At 75.0% G+C, this 16,913-nt stretch carries 16 protein-coding genes; 4 read left to right on the forward strand and 12 right to left on the reverse strand.

The window, feature by feature from the left end:
* Positions 1-10: 10 nt before the first annotated feature.
* Positions 11-847 carry an aldo/keto reductase gene (locus SCA03_RS25600; protein ID WP_030887442.1) on the reverse strand — a complete coding sequence of 279 codons (837 nt, stop codon included), beginning with the start codon at positions 845-847 and terminating at the stop codon, positions 11-13.
* A 100-nt stretch (positions 848-947) separates the two neighbouring features.
* A complete protein-coding gene (locus SCA03_RS25605; protein WP_086817724.1) occupies positions 948-2,774 on the reverse strand; it encodes an AMP-dependent synthetase/ligase in 1,827 nt (608 codons plus the stop codon).
* 403 nt (positions 2,775-3,177) lie between these two features.
* Here SCA03_RS25605 and SCA03_RS25610 point away from each other — a divergent pair, with 403 nt between their 5' ends.
* Entirely contained in the window at positions 3,178-4,359 is a 1,182-nt protein-coding gene (locus SCA03_RS25610; RefSeq protein ID WP_078873853.1) for a bile acid:sodium symporter family protein, read from the forward strand.
* On the opposite strand, the gene fdhD is transcribed toward SCA03_RS25610, so the two are convergent.
* Complete coding sequence (fdhD, locus tag SCA03_RS25615; RefSeq protein ID WP_051856947.1) at positions 4,263-5,153, reverse strand: formate dehydrogenase accessory sulfurtransferase FdhD; 891 nt, start codon at positions 5,151-5,153, stop codon at positions 4,263-4,265. The two genes, SCA03_RS25610 and fdhD, sit on opposite strands and share 97 nt — an antisense overlap.
* A gap of 245 nt (positions 5,154-5,398) precedes the next feature.
* On the opposite strand from fdhD, the gene SCA03_RS25620 reads away from it, so the two are divergent.
* Both SCA03_RS25620 and SCA03_RS35570 read left to right on the forward strand, forming a co-directional pair.
* On the forward strand, positions 5,399-5,902 hold the full coding sequence (locus tag SCA03_RS25620) for a phosphatase domain-containing protein (RefSeq protein WP_030887451.1): 504 nt from the start codon (positions 5,399-5,401) through the stop codon (positions 5,900-5,902).
* Between the two features lie 214 nt (positions 5,903-6,116).
* Positions 6,117-6,539, forward strand: a complete 423-nt coding sequence (locus SCA03_RS35570; RefSeq protein WP_174864511.1) for a hypothetical protein — start codon at positions 6,117-6,119, stop codon at positions 6,537-6,539.
* A gap of 54 nt (positions 6,540-6,593) precedes the next feature.
* On the opposite strand, the gene SCA03_RS25630 is transcribed toward SCA03_RS35570, so the two are convergent.
* The 9 genes from SCA03_RS25630 to SCA03_RS25670 form a co-directional block, all read right to left on the reverse strand.
* On the reverse strand, positions 6,594-8,036 hold the full coding sequence (locus SCA03_RS25630) for an NADH-quinone oxidoreductase subunit N (RefSeq protein WP_086817723.1): 1,443 nt from the start codon (positions 8,034-8,036) through the stop codon (positions 6,594-6,596).
* Positions 8,033-9,538, reverse strand: coding sequence for a complex I subunit 4 family protein (locus SCA03_RS25635; RefSeq protein WP_086817728.1), 1,506 nt, complete (start codon positions 9,536-9,538; stop codon positions 8,033-8,035). Before SCA03_RS25635 ends, SCA03_RS25630 begins: the two co-directional genes overlap by 4 nt.
* Positions 9,539-9,543: 5 nt before the next feature.
* Complete coding sequence (locus tag SCA03_RS25640; RefSeq protein ID WP_086817722.1) at positions 9,544-11,448, reverse strand: proton-conducting transporter transmembrane domain-containing protein; 1,905 nt, start codon at positions 11,446-11,448, stop codon at positions 9,544-9,546.
* A complete protein-coding gene (locus SCA03_RS25645; protein ID WP_086817721.1) occupies positions 11,445-11,750 on the reverse strand; it encodes an NADH-quinone oxidoreductase subunit NuoK in 306 nt (101 codons plus the stop codon). Before SCA03_RS25645 ends, SCA03_RS25640 begins: the two co-directional genes overlap by 4 nt.
* Positions 11,747-12,304 carry an NADH-quinone oxidoreductase subunit J gene (locus tag SCA03_RS25650; RefSeq protein ID WP_030887466.1) on the reverse strand — a complete coding sequence of 186 codons (558 nt, stop codon included), beginning with the start codon at positions 12,302-12,304 and terminating at the stop codon, positions 11,747-11,749. Before SCA03_RS25650 ends, SCA03_RS25645 begins: the two co-directional genes overlap by 4 nt.
* 73 nt (positions 12,305-12,377) lie before the next feature.
* Positions 12,378-13,301 carry an NADH-quinone oxidoreductase subunit H gene (locus SCA03_RS25655; RefSeq protein WP_030888445.1) on the reverse strand — a complete coding sequence of 308 codons (924 nt, stop codon included), beginning with the start codon at positions 13,299-13,301 and terminating at the stop codon, positions 12,378-12,380.
* Between the two features lie 40 nt (positions 13,302-13,341).
* Entirely contained in the window at positions 13,342-14,505 is a 1,164-nt protein-coding gene (locus SCA03_RS25660; protein ID WP_086817720.1) for a hypothetical protein, read from the reverse strand.
* On the reverse strand, positions 14,496-14,843 hold the full coding sequence (locus SCA03_RS25665; RefSeq protein ID WP_030887475.1) for an NADH-quinone oxidoreductase subunit A: 348 nt from the start codon (positions 14,841-14,843) through the stop codon (positions 14,496-14,498). Before SCA03_RS25665 ends, SCA03_RS25660 begins: the two co-directional genes overlap by 10 nt.
* Before the next feature lie 159 nt (positions 14,844-15,002).
* Positions 15,003-15,782 carry an FMN-dependent NADH-azoreductase gene (locus SCA03_RS25670; protein WP_141275685.1) on the reverse strand — a complete coding sequence of 260 codons (780 nt, stop codon included), beginning with the start codon at positions 15,780-15,782 and terminating at the stop codon, positions 15,003-15,005.
* Between the two features lie 71 nt (positions 15,783-15,853).
* On the opposite strand from SCA03_RS25670, the gene SCA03_RS25675 reads away from it, so the two are divergent.
* Complete coding sequence (locus SCA03_RS25675) at positions 15,854-16,879, forward strand: sigma factor (protein WP_141275686.1); 1,026 nt, start codon at positions 15,854-15,856, stop codon at positions 16,877-16,879.
* Positions 16,880-16,913 lie beyond the last annotated feature (34 nt).

A 16,913-nucleotide genomic window follows, 5' to 3' on the forward strand; every position in this document is an offset into this window, starting at 1 on the left:
CGCTTCGGCGTCAGCCCATCCAGTTGTTCTCGTCCGGGTCGGCGCCCAGCCGGGTGTCGGTGTTCAGGGTGCCGATGGCGGCCATGTCCTCCGCGTCCAGCGAGAAGCCGAACACGTCGAAGTTCTCGCGGATGCGGGACGGGGTGACCGACTTGGGGATCACCACATTGCCCAGCTGGAGGTGCCAGCGCAGCACCACCTGGGCGGGCGTCCTGCCGTGCTTCTCGGCGATCCGGGCCAGCTTCGGGTCCTTGAGCAGATCGCCGCCCTGCCCGAGCGGGGACCAGGCCTCCGTGGCGATGCCGTGGTCGGCGTGGTAGGCGCGCGGCACCGACTGCTGGAGCGTGGGGTGCAGCTCGATCTGGTTGAGCGCCGGCGTCGTGCCACCCAGCTCCAGCACGCGGTTGAGGTGCGCGGGCTGGAAGTTGGAGACGCCGATGGCGCGGGCACGGCCGTCCGCGTAGATCTTCTCGAACGCCTTCCAGGTGTCGAGGTACCTGTCCACGGCCGGCATGGGCCAGTGGATGAGGTAGAGGTCCACCTGCTCCAGACCCAGCCGCTCCAGCGAGGCGTCGAACGCCCGGAGCGTGCTGTCGTAGCCCTGTTCCGCGTTCCACAGCTTGGTGGTGACGAACAGCTCCTCGCGGGGCAGCCCCGAGGCGGCGAGGGCGCGGCCCACGCCCCTCTCGTTCTCGTAGATCGCGGCCGTGTCGATGCTGCGGTACCCGGTCTCCAGCGCCGTGGCCACCGCCGCCGTCGCCTCGTCGTCGGGCACCTGCCAGACGCCGAAGCCGAGCTGCGGCATCGGGACACCGTTGTTGAGCGTGATGGTGGGAACGTTGCTCACGCGGTCGGTCCTCACGTTTCCGTTCTGGTGCTTCTGCCCTCTCGACAACGAAGAGGGCCGGACACCTGTTCCTGGCTTCCGCGGCAGGGTACGGCCCGTTTCACGTCCGGTACAGTGCGTCGATCTCGGCCGCGTAGGCCGTCTCGATCGCGGCGCGCTTGAGCTTCATCGACGGGGTCAGCAGGCCCTGCTCCTCGGTGAACGGGGAGGCCAGGATGCGGAAGGTGCGGATGGACTCCGCCTGGGACACCTGGGTGTTCGCCGCGACCACGGCCCGTCTCATCTCGGTCTCCAGATCGGGGTCGCTCAGCAGTTCGCCGGGGGCCATGGGCGGCTTCTCGCGCATGGTCAGCCAGTGCCGGACGGCGTCCTGGTCGAGGGTGAGCAGCGCGGACACGTACGGCCTGTCGTTGCCCAGCACGATGCACTGGCCGACCAGCGGATGCTCCCGTACCCGGTCCTCCAGGGGGCCGGGGGAGACGCTCTTGCCGCCGGAGGTCACCAGGATCTCCTTCTTGCGGCCGGTGAGCGTCAGATAGCCGTCCTCGTCCAGCGCGCCGAGGTCGCCGGTGGCCAGCCAGCCGTCCCGGAGGGTGGCCTCGGTGGCGCGGGGGTTGTTCAGATAGCCGTCGAAGACGGTGCCGCCCCGCAGGAGCACCTCGCCGTCGGCGGCGATGCGCACGCTCGTGCCGGGCACGGGCTGTCCGACGGTGCCGAAGCGGGGCCGCCCGGGCGGGTTGGCGACGGCGGCGGCCGTGGTCTCGGTCAGGCCGTAGCCCTCGAAGATCCGCATGCCGGCCCCGTCGAAGAACAGCCCCAGCCGGCGTTCCATGGCGGATCCGCCGGACATCGCGTGGCGGCAGCGTCCGCCCATGGCCGCACGCAGCTTGGCGAAGACGAGCCTGTCGTAGACCTGGTGCTGCATACGCAGCGAGGGACCCGGGCCGGATCCGGTGCCGAACGCCTTGGCCTCCACGGCCTCCGCGTAGCGCACGGCCACGTCGACGGCCTTGTCGAACGGGCCCGCCCTGCCCTCCTTCTCGGCGGTGCGCCGGGCGCTGTGGAAGATCTTCTCGAACAGGTGGGGGACGGCCTGGATGAAGGTGGGCCGGAAGGCCGCCAGGTCCGGCATGAGCGCCTTGGCCGACATGTCCGGCTGGTGGGCGAGCTTGACCTTGCCGCGGATGGCGGCGATCTCGACCATCCGCCCGAAGACGTGCGCGAGCGGCAGGAAGAGCAGCAGCGAGCCCTGCTGCCCGGACTTCGCGCTGAAGACCGGGTCGTACTGCGCGATGACGTTGTCCGCCTCGGCCATGAAGTTGGCGTGCGTGATCACACAGCCCTTGGGGCGCCCGGTGGTGCCGGAGGTGTAGATGACCGTGGCCACGGAGTCCGGGGTGAGCGCCAGCCGGTGCCGCCGGATCACGTCGTCGTCGATGTGCGCCCCGGCCTGGTTCAGCTCGGCGACGGCGCCCGCGTTCAGCTGCCACAGCCGTTTGAGCCCGGGGAGCCCGTCGATGACGGAGCCGACGGTCATCGCGTGGTCCTCGTGCTCGACCATCGCGGCCGTCACCTCCGCGTCCTGGAGCATCCAGGCGACCTGCTCGGCGGAGGAGGTCGGGTACACGGGCACGGACTGGGCGCCGATGGCCCACAGGGCGAAGTCGAACAGGGTCCACTCGTAGCGGGTCCTGGACATCAGCGCGACCCGGTCACCGAAGCGCACGCCCTGGGCGAGCAGACCCTTCGCGAGTGCGACGACCTCGTCGCGGAAGACCGCGGCGGTCACGTCCTGCCAGACGCCCTGTGCGTCCTTGCGGGCCAGCAGCGGAAGCGCGGGGTTCTCCTCGGCGTGTGCGAAGACGGCGTCGGCCAGCCCGCCCACCGGGGGCCGGGTCGCCAGGGCCGGGACGGTGTACTCGCGCACAGGGTCGCTCCTCGACGTGCAGGGCACTGCATGACGCAGCGCGAGTGACCGTATCCGATGCGATGCGCGAGGGGGAGGCCCGTTCGTGCTGGACGAACCCGGTGACACCGGGGCATTCAGGGCCAGTTCGGCGGTGCGGCACGGCGCACGCGCGACATCGTCGCCAGCCGTGCCGGGTTTCTGCACCGAACCTTCGCCGTGTGTGCGGAACCGGACACGGGCCGGGCGCCTGCCGGAGCGGACCGGGCCGCCCCACGGCCGGGAGCTGTGCGGCGGCAGTGATCGGTTGCGTCCGAGGCGGTCGGAGAGAAAGGCTCGGAAAGACAATTCCGCAGCGCGGTACACACGGGAGTTCGAAGGACCGCGCGGAGCCGCCCGTACGGGCGCCGAGCCGAGGGAGATCATGCGCCGCACCGTCAGACTGCTCGACCCGTACATCATGCTGCTCCTCGGCACCGTGCTCCTCGCCGTCCTGCTGCCCGCCTCGGGCAGCGTCGCGGACGGCTTCGAGTGGGCCACGAAGATCGCCGTCGGGCTGATCTTCTTCCTCTACGGCGCCCGGCTGTCCACCCGCGAGGCCCTCGACGGGCTACGGCACTGGCGGCTGCATCTGGCCGTCCTGCTGTGCACGTTCGCCGTCTTCCCGCTCTTCGGCCTCGCCACCTACGGCCTCGTGCCGTACGTCCTCTCCCCGCAGCTCCAGCAGGGGCTGCTGTTCCTGTGCCTGGTGCCCTCCACCATCCAGTCCTCCATCGCCTTCACCTCCATCGCCCGCGGCAACATCCCGGCCGCCATCTGCGCGGGCACCTACTCCAGCCTCGTCGGCATGCTCGCCACGCCGCTGCTCGCGGCCTGGCTGATCGGCGGCCGGGCCCAACTGTCCGCCTCCGGGCTGCTGGAGATCGGCTGCCAGCTGCTCGCCCCCTTCCTCGCCGGACAGCTGCTGCGGCCCCGGCTCATCGGGCTGCTCACCCGGCACGGGCGGGTCCTCGGCCTGGTCGACCGCTCCTCGGTGCTGCTCGTCGTCTACACCGCCTTCAGCCAGGGCATGACCGCGGGCATCTGGGGCCGGGTCACCCCCGCACGGCTGGCCGCCCTCGCCGCCGTCGAAGCGGTGCTGCTCGCGCTGATGCTGACCCTGACCTGGTACGGGACGCGCCGGCTCGGGTTCAGCCGGGCCGACCGGGTGGCCATCACCTTCGCCGGTTCGAAGAAGTCGCTGGCCGCCGGACTGCCCATGGCCACCGTCCTGTTCGGCGCCCAGGCGAGCCTCGCCCTGCTCCCGCTGATGCTCTTCCACCAGGGCCAGCTGATGGTCTGCGCCCATCTGGCCCGCCGCTGGGCGGGGGACGGACAGGACACCCACGAGGAGAAGGGCAGCGCGGGCCACCAGGGCGACGCGGGCGACCCGAGCAACGAGAGCAGCGCGGGCGGCAAGGGCGTCGGGGGCAGTGACGGCGGCGACGGCGACGACACGGTGGTCGGCGGTCACGCGCCGGCCGGGCCGGAACCGCAGGCGGACGGCGCGGGCCCGGCCGCACCCGCTCCCGGTCCGTCCAGCGCCAGCCGGCCCTCGCCCGCGTAGACGTTCATCGACGTACCGCGCAGAAAACCGATGAGCGTCAGCCCCGTCTCCTGTGCGAGGTCCACCGCGAGCGACGAGGGGGCCGAGACGGCCGCCAGCACCGGGATGCCCGCCATCACCGCCTTCTGCGCCAGCTCGAACGAGGCACGCCCGGAGACCATCAGCACGGTGTCGCGCAGCGGCAGCGCCCCCGAGCGCAGCGCACGGCCGACGAGCTTGTCCACGGCGTTGTGCCGGCCCACGTCCTCGCAGAGGTCGAGCAGGTCACCGTCCGGTGAGAACAGCCCGGCGGCGTGCAGCCCGCCCGTACGGTCGAACACCCGCTGTGCCGCGCGCAGCCGCTCCGGCAGCGCGGCCAGCGTCCGCGGTGTGATCCCCCGCGGGCCGGCCGCCGGCTCCCAGCGCGCCGTGGTGCGCACCGACTCCAGGCTCGCCTTCCCGCACAGCCCGCACGAGGACGAGGTGTACACGTTCCGCTCCAGCGAGACGTCGGGGACGGGCACACCCGGGGCGAGGCGTACGTCGACGACGTTGTAGGTGTTCGAGCCGTCCTGCTGGGCGCCCGCGCAGTAGACGATCGTCGCCAGCTCCTCCGCCGAGCCCAGCACGCCCTCGCTCACCAGGAAACCGGCGGCGAGCGCGAAGTCGTCGCCGGGCGTGCGCATGGTGACGGCCAGCGGACCGCCGTTCAGCCGGATCTCCAGCGGTTCCTCGACGACCAGCGTGTCCGGACGCGCGCCGACGGCGCCGTCCCGGACCCGGATGACGCGGCGTCGCTCGGTGACCCTGCCCATGGTCCTCACTTCGTCGTACGGTCCGGAGCCTCATGTCGTACGGTCCGGACCGTCCATTCTCGCGCGGCTCCCCACACAATCGAACAGCCCGTGCGGAACGGGGCGGGGGAAGATGCCGCACACGAGGAACATTGAGAGGCACGAGGAACAGGAGAGGCGCGAGGAACACGCACGAGCAGCACGAGCAGCATGACCAGTACGGGCAGCACGACCAGTACGGGCAGTACGAGGAGTACGAGGAGCGCATGGTCCGGGACACGTATGCCGCCGCACACGGAGGGCTCGCCGTCTTCGATCTCGACGGCACGCTCACCGACGTCCGGCACCGGCTCCACCACGTCGAGGGCGCCCGCCGTGACTGGGACGCCTTCTTCGCCGCCGCCGTCCACGATCCGCCCCTGGCGGAGGGGATGGCGCTCGCCCGCCGCTGGGCACGGGTGTGCGAGCTGGCCTATGTGACGGGCCGCCCCGAGCAGTGCCGCGCCGACACCGAGCGGTGGCTGGCCGAACACGGGCTGCCCACCGCCCCGTTGTGGATGCGGGGCCCCGCCGACCGCAGGCCGGGCCGGGTGGCCAAGCCGGGGCTGCTGCGGCGGCTGGCGCGCGGGCACCTCGTCGAGGTCGTCGTGGACGACGATCCGGAGGTGTGCGCGGCCTACCGGGCCGACGGCTTCCCCGTCGTGGAGGCCGACTGGGCGCGGCCCTCGCGCACGCTGCGGCATGTGCAGGAGGACGAGGGCCGGACCTGACGGACGGAGGGGCCGGGCAGCGGGCGGGGCAGCGGCTTGCCCGGGAGGGCTCCGGCCGGGGTGCGTTAGCGTGTGCGAGCCGGGCCGGGCCGGGCCGAGCCGAGCTGGCGAGGCGCGCGAGGGGTCCGGCGGACCGGCGACAGGGGACGGCCGCCGCGCGCCGGGGCACCCGGCATCGGGACGTCGGAGAGCGGGAATCGGGGAGCAGCGCACGGTGAACGGCGAACAGCACACGACGCACGGGCACGCCCACGAGCACGGCGATGTGCACGCCGACGAGCACGACAACGAGCAGGCCGATGGGCACGACAACGAGTACGCCGACGAGCAGGCCGACGGGCACGCCCGCCGTGCGGCCGGGCCGGAGGCGGAGGCCGGGTCGGCGTCCTTCGGCGACCCCTGGTGGGCGGGGTTCGGCGCCGTGGGCGGTGTCCTGCTCGTGGTGCTCGGCATCGGGATGGCCGCGCTGGTGTTCCTCGGCGCGGTCGAGGAGCCGGACGATCTGCCGCTGCTGCACGGCGCGGCCAAGGTCCTGTCCGTGGGGTGCGTGGTGGCCGGTACGACGCTGCTGGCCCGCCGGCGCGGGGGCAAGGACACGGCACCCGGCGCCGAGGACGAGGAGCACGGCCCCGCCTGACAAGAAGCCCCGCACATCTCCCGGTGGAGCGAGGCCCTGCGCCCTGTGCTCTGCTCAGCGCGGCAGTTGGTCCTGCACGGCAGGGAGGACGGCGCCGCCCGCGAGGCCCAGCGCGAGCGAGACGGCCGCCGCGGCGCAGGCGGCGGCGACGGGCCAACGGCCGTGCGCTGCGGGCGCGTTCACGGGCGCGGCGGCCTCGCCGGGCGCGAAGACCGGGGCCAGCCAGCGCAGATAGTAGAAGAGCGAGGCCACGGTGTTGGCGACGGCCAGCACCGCGAGCCAGCCGGCACCGCCCTCGACGGCGGTGGCGAACACCTGGAGCTTCCCGAGGAAGACGCCCGTGGGCGGGGTGCCGACCAGCCCGAGCAGACAGACCACCAGCACGGCGGCGAGGACGGGCCGCCGGCGGGCCAGCCCCCGGTGGTCGTCGAGGCCACGGGCGGCCGGCAGCGCGGCGAGGACCGCGAACGCGCCCAGGTTGGCGGCGGCGTACGCGGCCAGGTACAGCAGCAGCGCCTGCTGGGCGAGCCCGCTGCGTCCGGCGACGGCCAACGGCACCAGCAGATAGCCGACCTGGCTGATGGCCGAGTACGCCAGCAGCCGCCTGATCTCCGTCTGGAAGAAGGCGGCGAGGTTGCCCAGCGTCATCGTCGCGGCGGCCACCGCCGCCGGCACCACCGACAGTGCACCGGCCGCCGCGGGCAGCGCCTCGTACAGCAGCCGGTAACCGGCCACCAGCGCACCGATCTTCGGCAGCGTCGTGACGTACGCGGCGACGGCCGGCGGGGCCCCGGCGGCGGCGTCGGGCAGCCAGAAGTGGGCGGGTACGGCGCCCGCCTTGAACAGCAGCCCGGCCAGCACCCCGACGAACCCCACGGCGACGAGACCGTACGGCGCGGAGTCCGCCGCCGTGGCCGCCGCCCGGTAGCCCGTCGTCCGGTCCGCCGCGTACAGCAGGGCCGTGCCGGCGAGCATCGTGGTGCCGAGCAGCGCGCCCATCAGGTAGTACTTCAGGGCCGCTTCGGTGCCGCGCGCGTCCTTGCCGAAGCCCGTCAGCGCGTAGGCGGGGATCCCGGCCAGCAGATAGCCGGAGAAGAGGGTGAGCAGATCCGTGGCGCCGACGAGGACGAGGGTGCCGGCGCCGGTGAGCAGCAGCAGGACGTGGTACTCGGTCTCGCGCGGGTGCCCGCGGATCTCCGGGACCGCCATGGCGACGAGCAGCAGCAGCGCGCCGAGCACCGTGAACCGGCCTGCGCCGGTCGCCGCGTCCACCGTGAACGTGCCGGAGAAGACCGTCTGCCGGTCCCCGGCCGCCGTGGTGACGGCGGTGGCCACCAGCCCGGCGCCGCACGCGGCGGCGGCCAGCACCGCGACGATCCACTGGCGCCGCCGCGGCAGCCACGAACCGGCCACCAGCGCGACCACGGCCGTGCCCGTCAGGGCCAGTTCGGGGACGAGCGCTGCCAGGTTCTCGTTCGCCTCCGCCGCCGCGGTCATCGGGCGACCAGCTCCGCGACGGTGCGCCCGGCCGGCTCGACGACGTCCAGCAGGAAGCGCGGCGCGACCCCGATGACCAGCGCCACGGCCAGCAGCGTGACCGTCGGCACGGCCTCCCGGGCGTCCAGGTCGCCGGGGCCGCCGACGGGTACGGAGCCGGGCAGCCGCGGGGTGCCGAGGAACATCGTGCGCAGGGCCCGCAGGAACAGGGCGGCGGTGAGCAGCAGCCCCAGCAGCGCGACGGCGGTGGCCACGGCCTGGGAGGCGAGGCTGCCGGTGAGGATCTGGAACTCGGCGACGAAACCGGAGAAGCCCGGGATGCCCACGGCGGCGAACGCGGCCACGGCCGTCACGGCGGCGAAGCGCGGGGTGTGCGCGGCCAGGCCGGACCAGGCGTCCATGGCGTAGGTACGGCCGCGGCGGTACAGCACACCGGTCAGCAGGAACAGCGCGCCGGTGATCAGGCCGTGGCTGACCATCTGCACCACGGCGCCGGTCACCGCCAGGGAACGGGCCTGCACATCGGTGCCGGCCAGCGTCCCCGCGGCGCCGACGGCCAGCACGATGTACCCCATGTGGTTGACGGAGGTGTAGGCGATCATGCGCTTGAAGTCCGTCTGCGCGAGCGCGACGAGCGCCCCGTACACCACGGACACCGCCCCCACGACGGCGATCGCCAGGGCGTACCGGCGCCAGCTGCCGGGCAGCAGTGGCATGGCGATGCGCAGGAACCCGTAGGTGCCCATCTTCAGCAGGACACCGGCCAGCACGGCCGAACCGGCGGCGGGCGCCTCGGTGTGCGCGGGCGGCAGCCAGGTGTGGAACGGCACCGTCGGCGTCTTGACGGCGAGCCCGACGCCGAGGGCGAGCAGCACCAGCGCCGCGTAGCCGCCGCGGCCGGCCAGGGGACGGGCGCGGGCGAGGTCGACGAGGTCGAAGGTGTGCGGCTCTGCGGCCAGATACAGGCCGATGAAGCCGAGCAGCAGCGCCAGCGAGCCGGTGAAGGTGTAGAGGAAAAACTTCAGCGCCGCCGCGCGGGCCCGCTCGCCGTGCCCCCAGCCGGCGATGACGAAGTACATGCCGACGATGGACAGATCGAAGAAGACGAAGAACAGGATCAGGTCGAGCGCGACGAACACCCCCAGGCAGACCGTCTGGAGGAAGAGGAACAGACACACATAGGCGCGGGTGGCGCGGGTCCCGCGCAGCGAGTAGCCGGCCGCGGCGAGGAACAGCAGACAGGTCAGCGCGAGCAGCGGCAGGGACAGCCCGTCGACCCCCACGTGGTAGCCGACGCCCGCGCCGGGGATCCAGCGCATCCGCTGCTCGGCCTGCATGCCGCCGCCGGGCTCGAACCCCGCCCACAGGACGGCGACCAGCGCGAGGTCGACGGCCGCTGTCGCCACCCACGTCCAGGTGCACCAGCGGTCCGGCAGTGAGCCGGGCAGCGCCAGCAGCAGCACGCACACCAGCAGCGGCAGGAACGTCAGAACACTGAGCACGGCCGTCACCTCACCCACAGCGCGATCAGGACCAGCACCGCGAACCCGACCGCGGCCTGTGCGTAGTACTGGTGCAGCAGCCCGGTCTGCGGACGGCGTGCCCAGTGGCCCAGCCGCCGCGCCCCCGCCGCGAGCGCCCGGACCGCCGCGTCGATCCCGCCGTCGTCGAGCCGCCGCGCCAGCCGGGCGACGGCGAGACCGCAGCGGCCGGTCTGCCGTACCGCGCCGTCCACCACCCGGTCGTCGAAGGCCGCCAGCGCCCGGGCGAGGCCGAACACCGGCCGCACCAGCAGCAGATGCGCGGCCCGCTCCAGACCCAGCCAGTCCGCCGCCCACCGTGCCGGCGCCGGCCGCGCCCGGCCCGGACGGGGCGCCCGCCACCACGCCCAGCCGGCCGCGGCGCAGACGACACCGGTGGACACCGCCCACTCCGGGACGGATGGCGGCCGCCCGGCCGCGTCCCCCGTCAGCCCGCGCAGCCAGGCGGCGGGGCCGGGCAGGGCGAGGACACCGGCGACGGCCGCCGCACCGGTGAGCACCCACAGCGGTACCAGGACACCGAGTCCGCCGCCCTCCGGGGCCCCGTCCCGTCCACCGCCCCCTCGCCGGGCCCCGGTTCCCGGCCCGCGCCCCGGCGGCGGCCCCGGCTGTGGTGGTGCCCCGGTGACGTACCGGATCGCCTTGACGCTGTAGACGGCGGCGACGGCTGCCGCGGCCAGGCCCAGGACGTACAGGCCGGTGCTCTCGGTGCGTGCGGCGGCCAGCACGGTGTCCTTGGCCGCCCACAGCGACAGCGGAGGCAGCCCGGCCAGCGTCAGCGCGCCGACGGCGAAGGCGGCGCCGACCAGCGGCCGGGCCCGGGCCGCGCCGGTCAGTTCCGGGAGCTGCCGGGTGCCCAGCGTGTTCAGCCACACCCCGGCCGCCAGGAACAGGCCCGACTTGGTGGCGGCGTGCGCGACCAGCTGTGCGGTGCCCGCCGCCGTTCCGCCGCTGCCGGCGGCCAGCACCATGAAGCCGACCTGCGCCGCCGTCGAAGCGGCCAGCAGCTGTTTGAGGTCGCGCTGGGCGACGGCGACCAGGCCCAGCGCCAGCGCGGTGCCCGCGCCCAGCCACGCGACCAGCGGTCCCGCCCAGCCGACGGCCGCCAGCAGCGGGTGCGCCCGCAGCAGCAGATAGGCGCCGGCCGCCACCATCGTCGCCGAGTGCAGCAGCGCCGAGACGGGGGAGGGGCCCTCCATCGCGCGCGACAGCCAGAAGGAGAACGGCAGTTGGGCCGACTTGCCCAGCGCCGCCGCCACCACACCGGCGACGGTCACCTCCAGCCACGGCGAGGCGGCCCGCGGCAGCGCGTCCAGCTCCAGCGAGCCGACGCCGCCCGCCAGCGCCGCACCGGCCGCCAGATACAGGCCGAGGTCGGCGGCGCGGGTGGTGAGGAACGCGGTGTCCGCCGCCCGCACCCGGCGCGGTCCGCGCCACCAGTGGCCGATCAGTGCCCAACTGGTGGCGCCCATCGCCTCCCAGGCCATGAGGAGCAGCGGCAGCGTGCGCGCGGTGACGGTCACCAGCATCGCCCCGGCGAAGAGCAGCATCAGACCGAAGAAGCGGCCCCGGTTCTCCCCGGCCCCGCACTCCCCGGCGGCGAACACCAGCACGCAGAGGGTGACGGCGGCGACGGTGACCACCAGCACGGCGGACAGCCCGTCCACCGCCATCCGGGCCGGCATCCCGGCGAACAGCGGTGCCCGGGCGGCCGGCCGGCCCACGGCGACGGCGACGGCGAGACCGAGCACGGCCGCCGCCACCGCCACGGCGACCGCCGGGGCCGCCCGCCCCGCGGCGCGGCCCGCCACCCCGAGGACGGCGCCGGCCCCGAGCGGCAGCGCGATCAACAGCCACAGCAGCGCGCTCATCCGCGCAACTCCCCGGCGTCGTCCGTGGTGTCGACGCGGCGGGCCCGGAACAGCGCGGTCGTCACCGCGAACCCGAGGGCCATCTCCACGGCCATCGCCACCACCGCCGTCACGATCACGACCTGGCCGGCGCCCGCGGCGGGGGCGAGGAAGCGCCAGAAGCAGGCGGCCGCGACGACGACGCCGCCGATCATCAGCTCGATCCCCATCATGATCATGACGATGGACTGCTGGGACAGCGCGCCGTACAGGCCGGTCGAGAACAGCCCGGCCGCCAGGACGAGCAGCAGCGGGAAGGTCATCGCCCCACCCCGCCGCTGACCGGGTCGTGGGCCGGCCGGTCCAGGTCGTCGCCGAACCGGTCGTAGCGCCCCCGGCGGGTGGCCAGCACCGTGGCCGACACCATCGTCGCCAGCAGCACGAACCCGAGCGTGACCATCGTCAGCATCTGTCCGCGCATCAGCTCGGCGCCCACCTGCACGGTGCTGTCCCGGGGCGGCGCCCCGGCGCGGTCCGGCCACGGCGCCAGCGCGATCCCGGCGACCAGCGCGAGGAAGACACCGCCGCTGACGGCCGCCGCGCCCCGCTTGTTGTGCAGCATCGACATCGGCATCAGACCGGCCGGGTTCATCATGTAGGCGACCATGAAAACGGCCATGATCAGCATCTCCATGACCATCATCAGCACGATCACCACGCCCAGGTAGGGCAGCCCGAGCAGGGCCACCACACCGCCGACGCACACCAGCGACCCCAGCAGCGCGAAGGTGACCCGGGCCATCGAATCCAGCGTGAAGACCAGCACGCCTCCGGTCAGGGCCGCGACGCCCGACACCGCCAGCAGCACCTCGGTCATCCCGTCTCCTCTCGCCACACGTCCCACGCCCCCCGGCTCCCGCCCGCGTCCCGACGGCCGCCGCCGCGCACCGTCACAGCACCACCAGGGCCGGCACGAGCGCCTGTACGACCGACAGCGGGAGCAGCACCACCCAGGCGAACTCCACCCACCGGTCGGCCCGCAGCACCGGCAGCCGCCGCTCCGCCGCCACCAGGACGGCCAGCACCAGCAGCGTCTTGACCAGCGACCAGGCCCAGGCCGGCAGCCCCGGTCCCGCGCCGCCCCCGAGGAAGAGCGGCACCGCCATCGCCGCGCCCGCCGCCAGCCACAGCCGCCGCCCCGCCCGCAGCAGCAGCCGGTCCGCGCCGCCGACCTCGCCCAGCACCCCGCCGGCGAGGTCCCGGCCCGTCGGGTACGCGAACGGCCCGGTGAAGCTGAACGCGAGGACGCCGAGGAGGTGAACGGCGAACGCCACCGGCATCCACACCGCGAACCACAGATCCTGCTGCGCCGCGACGATCGCCCCCGTCCGCAGCGAGCCCGCGCCGGTGGCGGCGGAGATCAGCGCGAACATCAACGGCAGCTCGTAGGCGAGCCCCTGGGCCAGGAAGCGGTACCCGCCGACGAGCGACAGCGCGGCGTTCGGCCCCCACCCGGCCAGCCACAGCCCCGCCCAGGTCAGCACCTCCATGGCGTTGAACCACACCAGTCCGACGGACGGATCGGCGACCGCGTGGCCGCCGAACGGGACCACCAGGACGGCCAGTACGGCGCTCACCGGCACCGTGACCACCCCGAGCCGCCACAGCAGCCGGTCCGACGCGGGCAGCCGGCGCGGCTGCCGCACCAGCGCGTGCGCCACGTCCAGCAGCGGGCGCAGCGCCGTCCGCGGGGTGACCGCCCGGCCGGCGTCCCGCGCGTCGAGCACCGCACCGGCCGCCACCGTCAGCACGGCGAGGCCCAGCAGCAGCGCCGGCGCCGCCGGAACCGCCCACCACGCGCCCGCCTCCGCCACCGGCTGCGCCGCCCGCCCGGCCACCGGCCCGGTCATGGGGTCAGTCATGGGCCAACTCCGCACCGGCGGCGGCGAGTTCGTCCGGGTCCGGGTCGAGGCTCGCCACGATCAGGCGGGCGCCCGCCAGTTCGGTCCCGGTCAGCAGCCGCGGCAGCAGCCCGGCCAGCGCCACCGAGGGCGGGAGGGGGCCCGTCGTCCGGCCGCGCGGGCCCTCCCGGCCGACGGGGTCCGCCGGGTCCAGCGGCCCGGTGGCGTCCAGCCGCCGCACATCCCGCGCCACGCACTCCAGCCACTCGCGGCACCGGTCGAAGACGTCGCCGTCCGCGCGGGCCGCGGGACCGCTCACACCGGCCGCCTCGGCCTCCGCCGTGGACAGCACCCCCAGACCACGGGTCAGCCGGCGCAGCGTCCCCCACCGGCACACCGCCCGGTGGAGGGCCGCCACCGCCGGACGGACGGCCGGCTCCGGCGCGTGCGCGAGCAGGGCGTCCCGCAGTCGCCGCGCCCGGGTCGCCTGCCCGGGGCGCCCGGCCAGCGCCAGCAGCCGGGCCAGGCTGTCCAGCTGGGCCGCCGCCCGCCGCCGCGCGGCCTCGCCGATGGTCACCGGCTCACCGGCGGCGGCCCGCAGCCACGGCTCGGCCCAGAACCGCCCGCCCGCACCGGCCGCCGGTCCGGGCACCGGGGCCGGCCCGGCGAGCGCGGCCTGCTGGACGACGTCGCCCTGGAGCACCAGGCGCAGGACCAGCCCCGCCGGCCAGTCCGGGAGGAACGGGCCGAGCGGCACGTGCAGCCGGTCCAGCCACAGGCCGTCCCGGTCGGGGCCCTGCTCCGCCATCGGCAGCTCGTCCGGAGGAGGGGCGGCCGGCCGGGCGGCGGCGTCGGCGCGCTGGAGGTCCGGCGAGGCGAGCCGGGCGCGGGCGGCGTCGAGCGCGGCGGCGACCTCGTCCGGGTGCCGGGCGTGCAGGCGGGCGCGAGGGCCGGGCATGTCCCGCCACAGGCGCTCCACGGCGGGGGCCGTGCCGGGGTGTCCGGGACCGGCGAGGACGAGGAGTCCGGCGTCGGCCGGGGTGGCGGCCACCGGCCAGTCCCGCAGCCGGGCCTCGCGTTCCACGGCCAGCCGCACCGGGGTCCCGCCGGGTGTGGTGAGCACGAGCAGCCGGGGGCGGGCGGCGGCGGCCCGCAGCAGCCGGGCCGTCAGGTCCATCGCAGCGCGCCCTCCCGCCAGGCGTGGGCGACCCCGGCGAGCAGGATGCCGAGGAAGACGAACATCTCCACCACGGCGGGCGTGCCCATGGCCGCGACGACGCGGGTCCACGGGTACATGAAGACCATCTCCATGTCGAAGGCCAGGAAGAGCAGCGTCACGGTGTACCAGCGCACGTGGTAGCGGCTGACGGCGTGTTCGGCCGGCTCCAGCCCGGAGAGGAACGGGCCGGCGTACGGGGCGCCCGGCAGCCGCACGAGGTGGTGCGCGAGGTACACCGCGGCGACGGCGAGGAGGGCCAGGAGCAGAAGGGAGAGGGCGGCTGCTGTGGTGCTCATGGGGCGTCCGGGAGGCGTGGCGCGATCTGACGGTGGGGTCCGGCGGGGCTTCTGACGGCGTGTTCCGGTGGCGTGTTCCGGTCGTGGGTTCCGGTGGTGGGTTCCGGTGGTGGGGTCCTGCGTCGGGGCGGCCGGGTTCCCCGGGCCGGTGACGGGTAATCAGGATGTCCGCTCCGGGTGGGGCGTGGGCGCTGGCGCGCCCGGCGCGAGGCGGTCGGCGAGGGTCTCCAGCCGGGCGCGGGCCGTGGCCAGGGAGTGTGCGGCGGTCCCGCGCAGATGGGCCAGGTGGGGGACCAGAGCGGCGAGGGTCAGCTCGGCCGTGACGGTGTACAGGTGCCGCGCCGGAACGCCCAGGTTCTCCAGCAGGGCGCGCAGGTAGGGGAGTTGGAAGTCGAAGGGCTCCCTCGGGGTGCCGGGGCCGTAGCCGCCGCCGCGGGTGGCCACGACGACCGCGCGGGTGCGGTGCAGCAGCCCGGGGCCGCCCGCCGGGTCGGTGAAGACGCCGGGGAACCCCACGCGGTCGATCCACGCCTTCAGGGCCGCGGGGACGGAGAAGTGGTACATGGGCACGCCGAGCAGCACGAGGTCGGCCGCCAGCAGCTCGTCGACCAGGGGGCGGGTCAGCTCCCACTCCCGCGCCTCCTCGGCGTCCCGGGTGTGCGCGCCGACCTCGTGCGCCGGGACGAGCCCGGTGCGTTCGAGGCGGCGGCCCAGCCGGGGAAGGCCGGGGCCGAGGGGCGGCACCGGGTCGGCCGCCAGATCGCGGTGCCGATACCGGACGTCGGGCCTGCGGGCGCGCAGCCGTGCGGCGAACAGCTCCGTGAGCTGCCTGCTGACGGAGGCGTCCGGGCCGTCCGCCGCCGAGTCCAGGTGCAGCAGGAGCGGTCCGGGCCTCCCGGGCGCGGACGGAGCGGCGGGGGACGTGGGTGCGACGGGCATGGCGGTCACCTCTGCGTGCTCGGATACGTCGTACGGACAGGACGACGGAACAGCGCGCGGAAAGGTGACCGATGGGTGGCGCACACGGGGCCGGGGCGGGGACGCCGGAGCAGGAGGAGCTGGCGGCGCGGTTCGAGGCGCAGCGGGCGGAGCTGACGCGGCTGGCGCACGGCATGCTCGGCTCGCTCGCCGAGGCGGAGGACGCCGTGCAGGAGGCGTGGTTCCGACTGGCCCGGCACGGCGGCGCGGGGATCGCCAATCCGGCCGCGTGGCTGCGCACGGTGCTCTCCCGGATCTGTCTGGACGCGTTGCGGGCCCGTGCGGCGCGGCCGGAGGAACCGTCCGGCGGGCCGCTGCCGGACGACGTGTGGTGCGACGGCGTGCCCGGCCGGGAGGGAGGGCGGGGGCCCGAGGACGAGGCGGTGCTGGTGGAGGCCGTCGGCCGGGCGCTGCTGGTGGTGCTGGAGAGGCTGGGCCCCGCCGAGCGGGTCGCGTTCGTGCTGCACGATCTGTTCGCGGTGCCCTTCGAGGGCATCGCGCCGGTCGTCGACCGGACACCGGCGGCGGCGAAGAAGCTGGCCAGCCGGGCGCGCGCCCGGGTACGGGGTACCGGGCCCGTGCCGGAGCGGGCCGGGCAGCGGCGGCTCGTGGAGGCGTTCCTGGCCGCGGCGCGCGAGGGGGATCTGGACGGGCTGCTGGCCGTCCTCGCGCCCGATGTGGTCCGCCGCTCGGATCCGGCGGCCGTGCCGGAGGGCGCGGCGCTCAGCGCGCGGGGCGCCCGGAAGGTCGCGGGGGAGACGCTCGTGCTGGCGCGGCGCTCGCGGTTCGCCGCGCCCGCGCTGGTGGACGGCGGCGTCGGCGTGGTGGTGGCGCCGCGCGGCCGGCTGCTCCTGGCGTTGACCTTCACGTTCACCGCCGGCAGTACGGGGGCCACCGGGGTCACCGGGGGCGCCCGGGGCTCGGAGGGGGCCGGGGGATACGCCGTGGGGGACGCGGAGCGCACCGCGGGGGCCTTCGCCGAGCGGATCGCGGGATACGAAGTGATCGCCGATCCCGCGCGGTTGGCGGCGCTGGAGCTGGCGGTGCCGGTGGAGTGAGCGGGGCGGGCACCCCGGCTTTGTCCTCTCGCGG

It is taken from the genome of Streptomyces cacaoi (assembly GCF_006539165.1).
Classification (GTDB): Bacteria; Actinomycetota; Actinomycetes; order Streptomycetales; family Streptomycetaceae; genus Streptomyces; species Streptomyces cacaoi.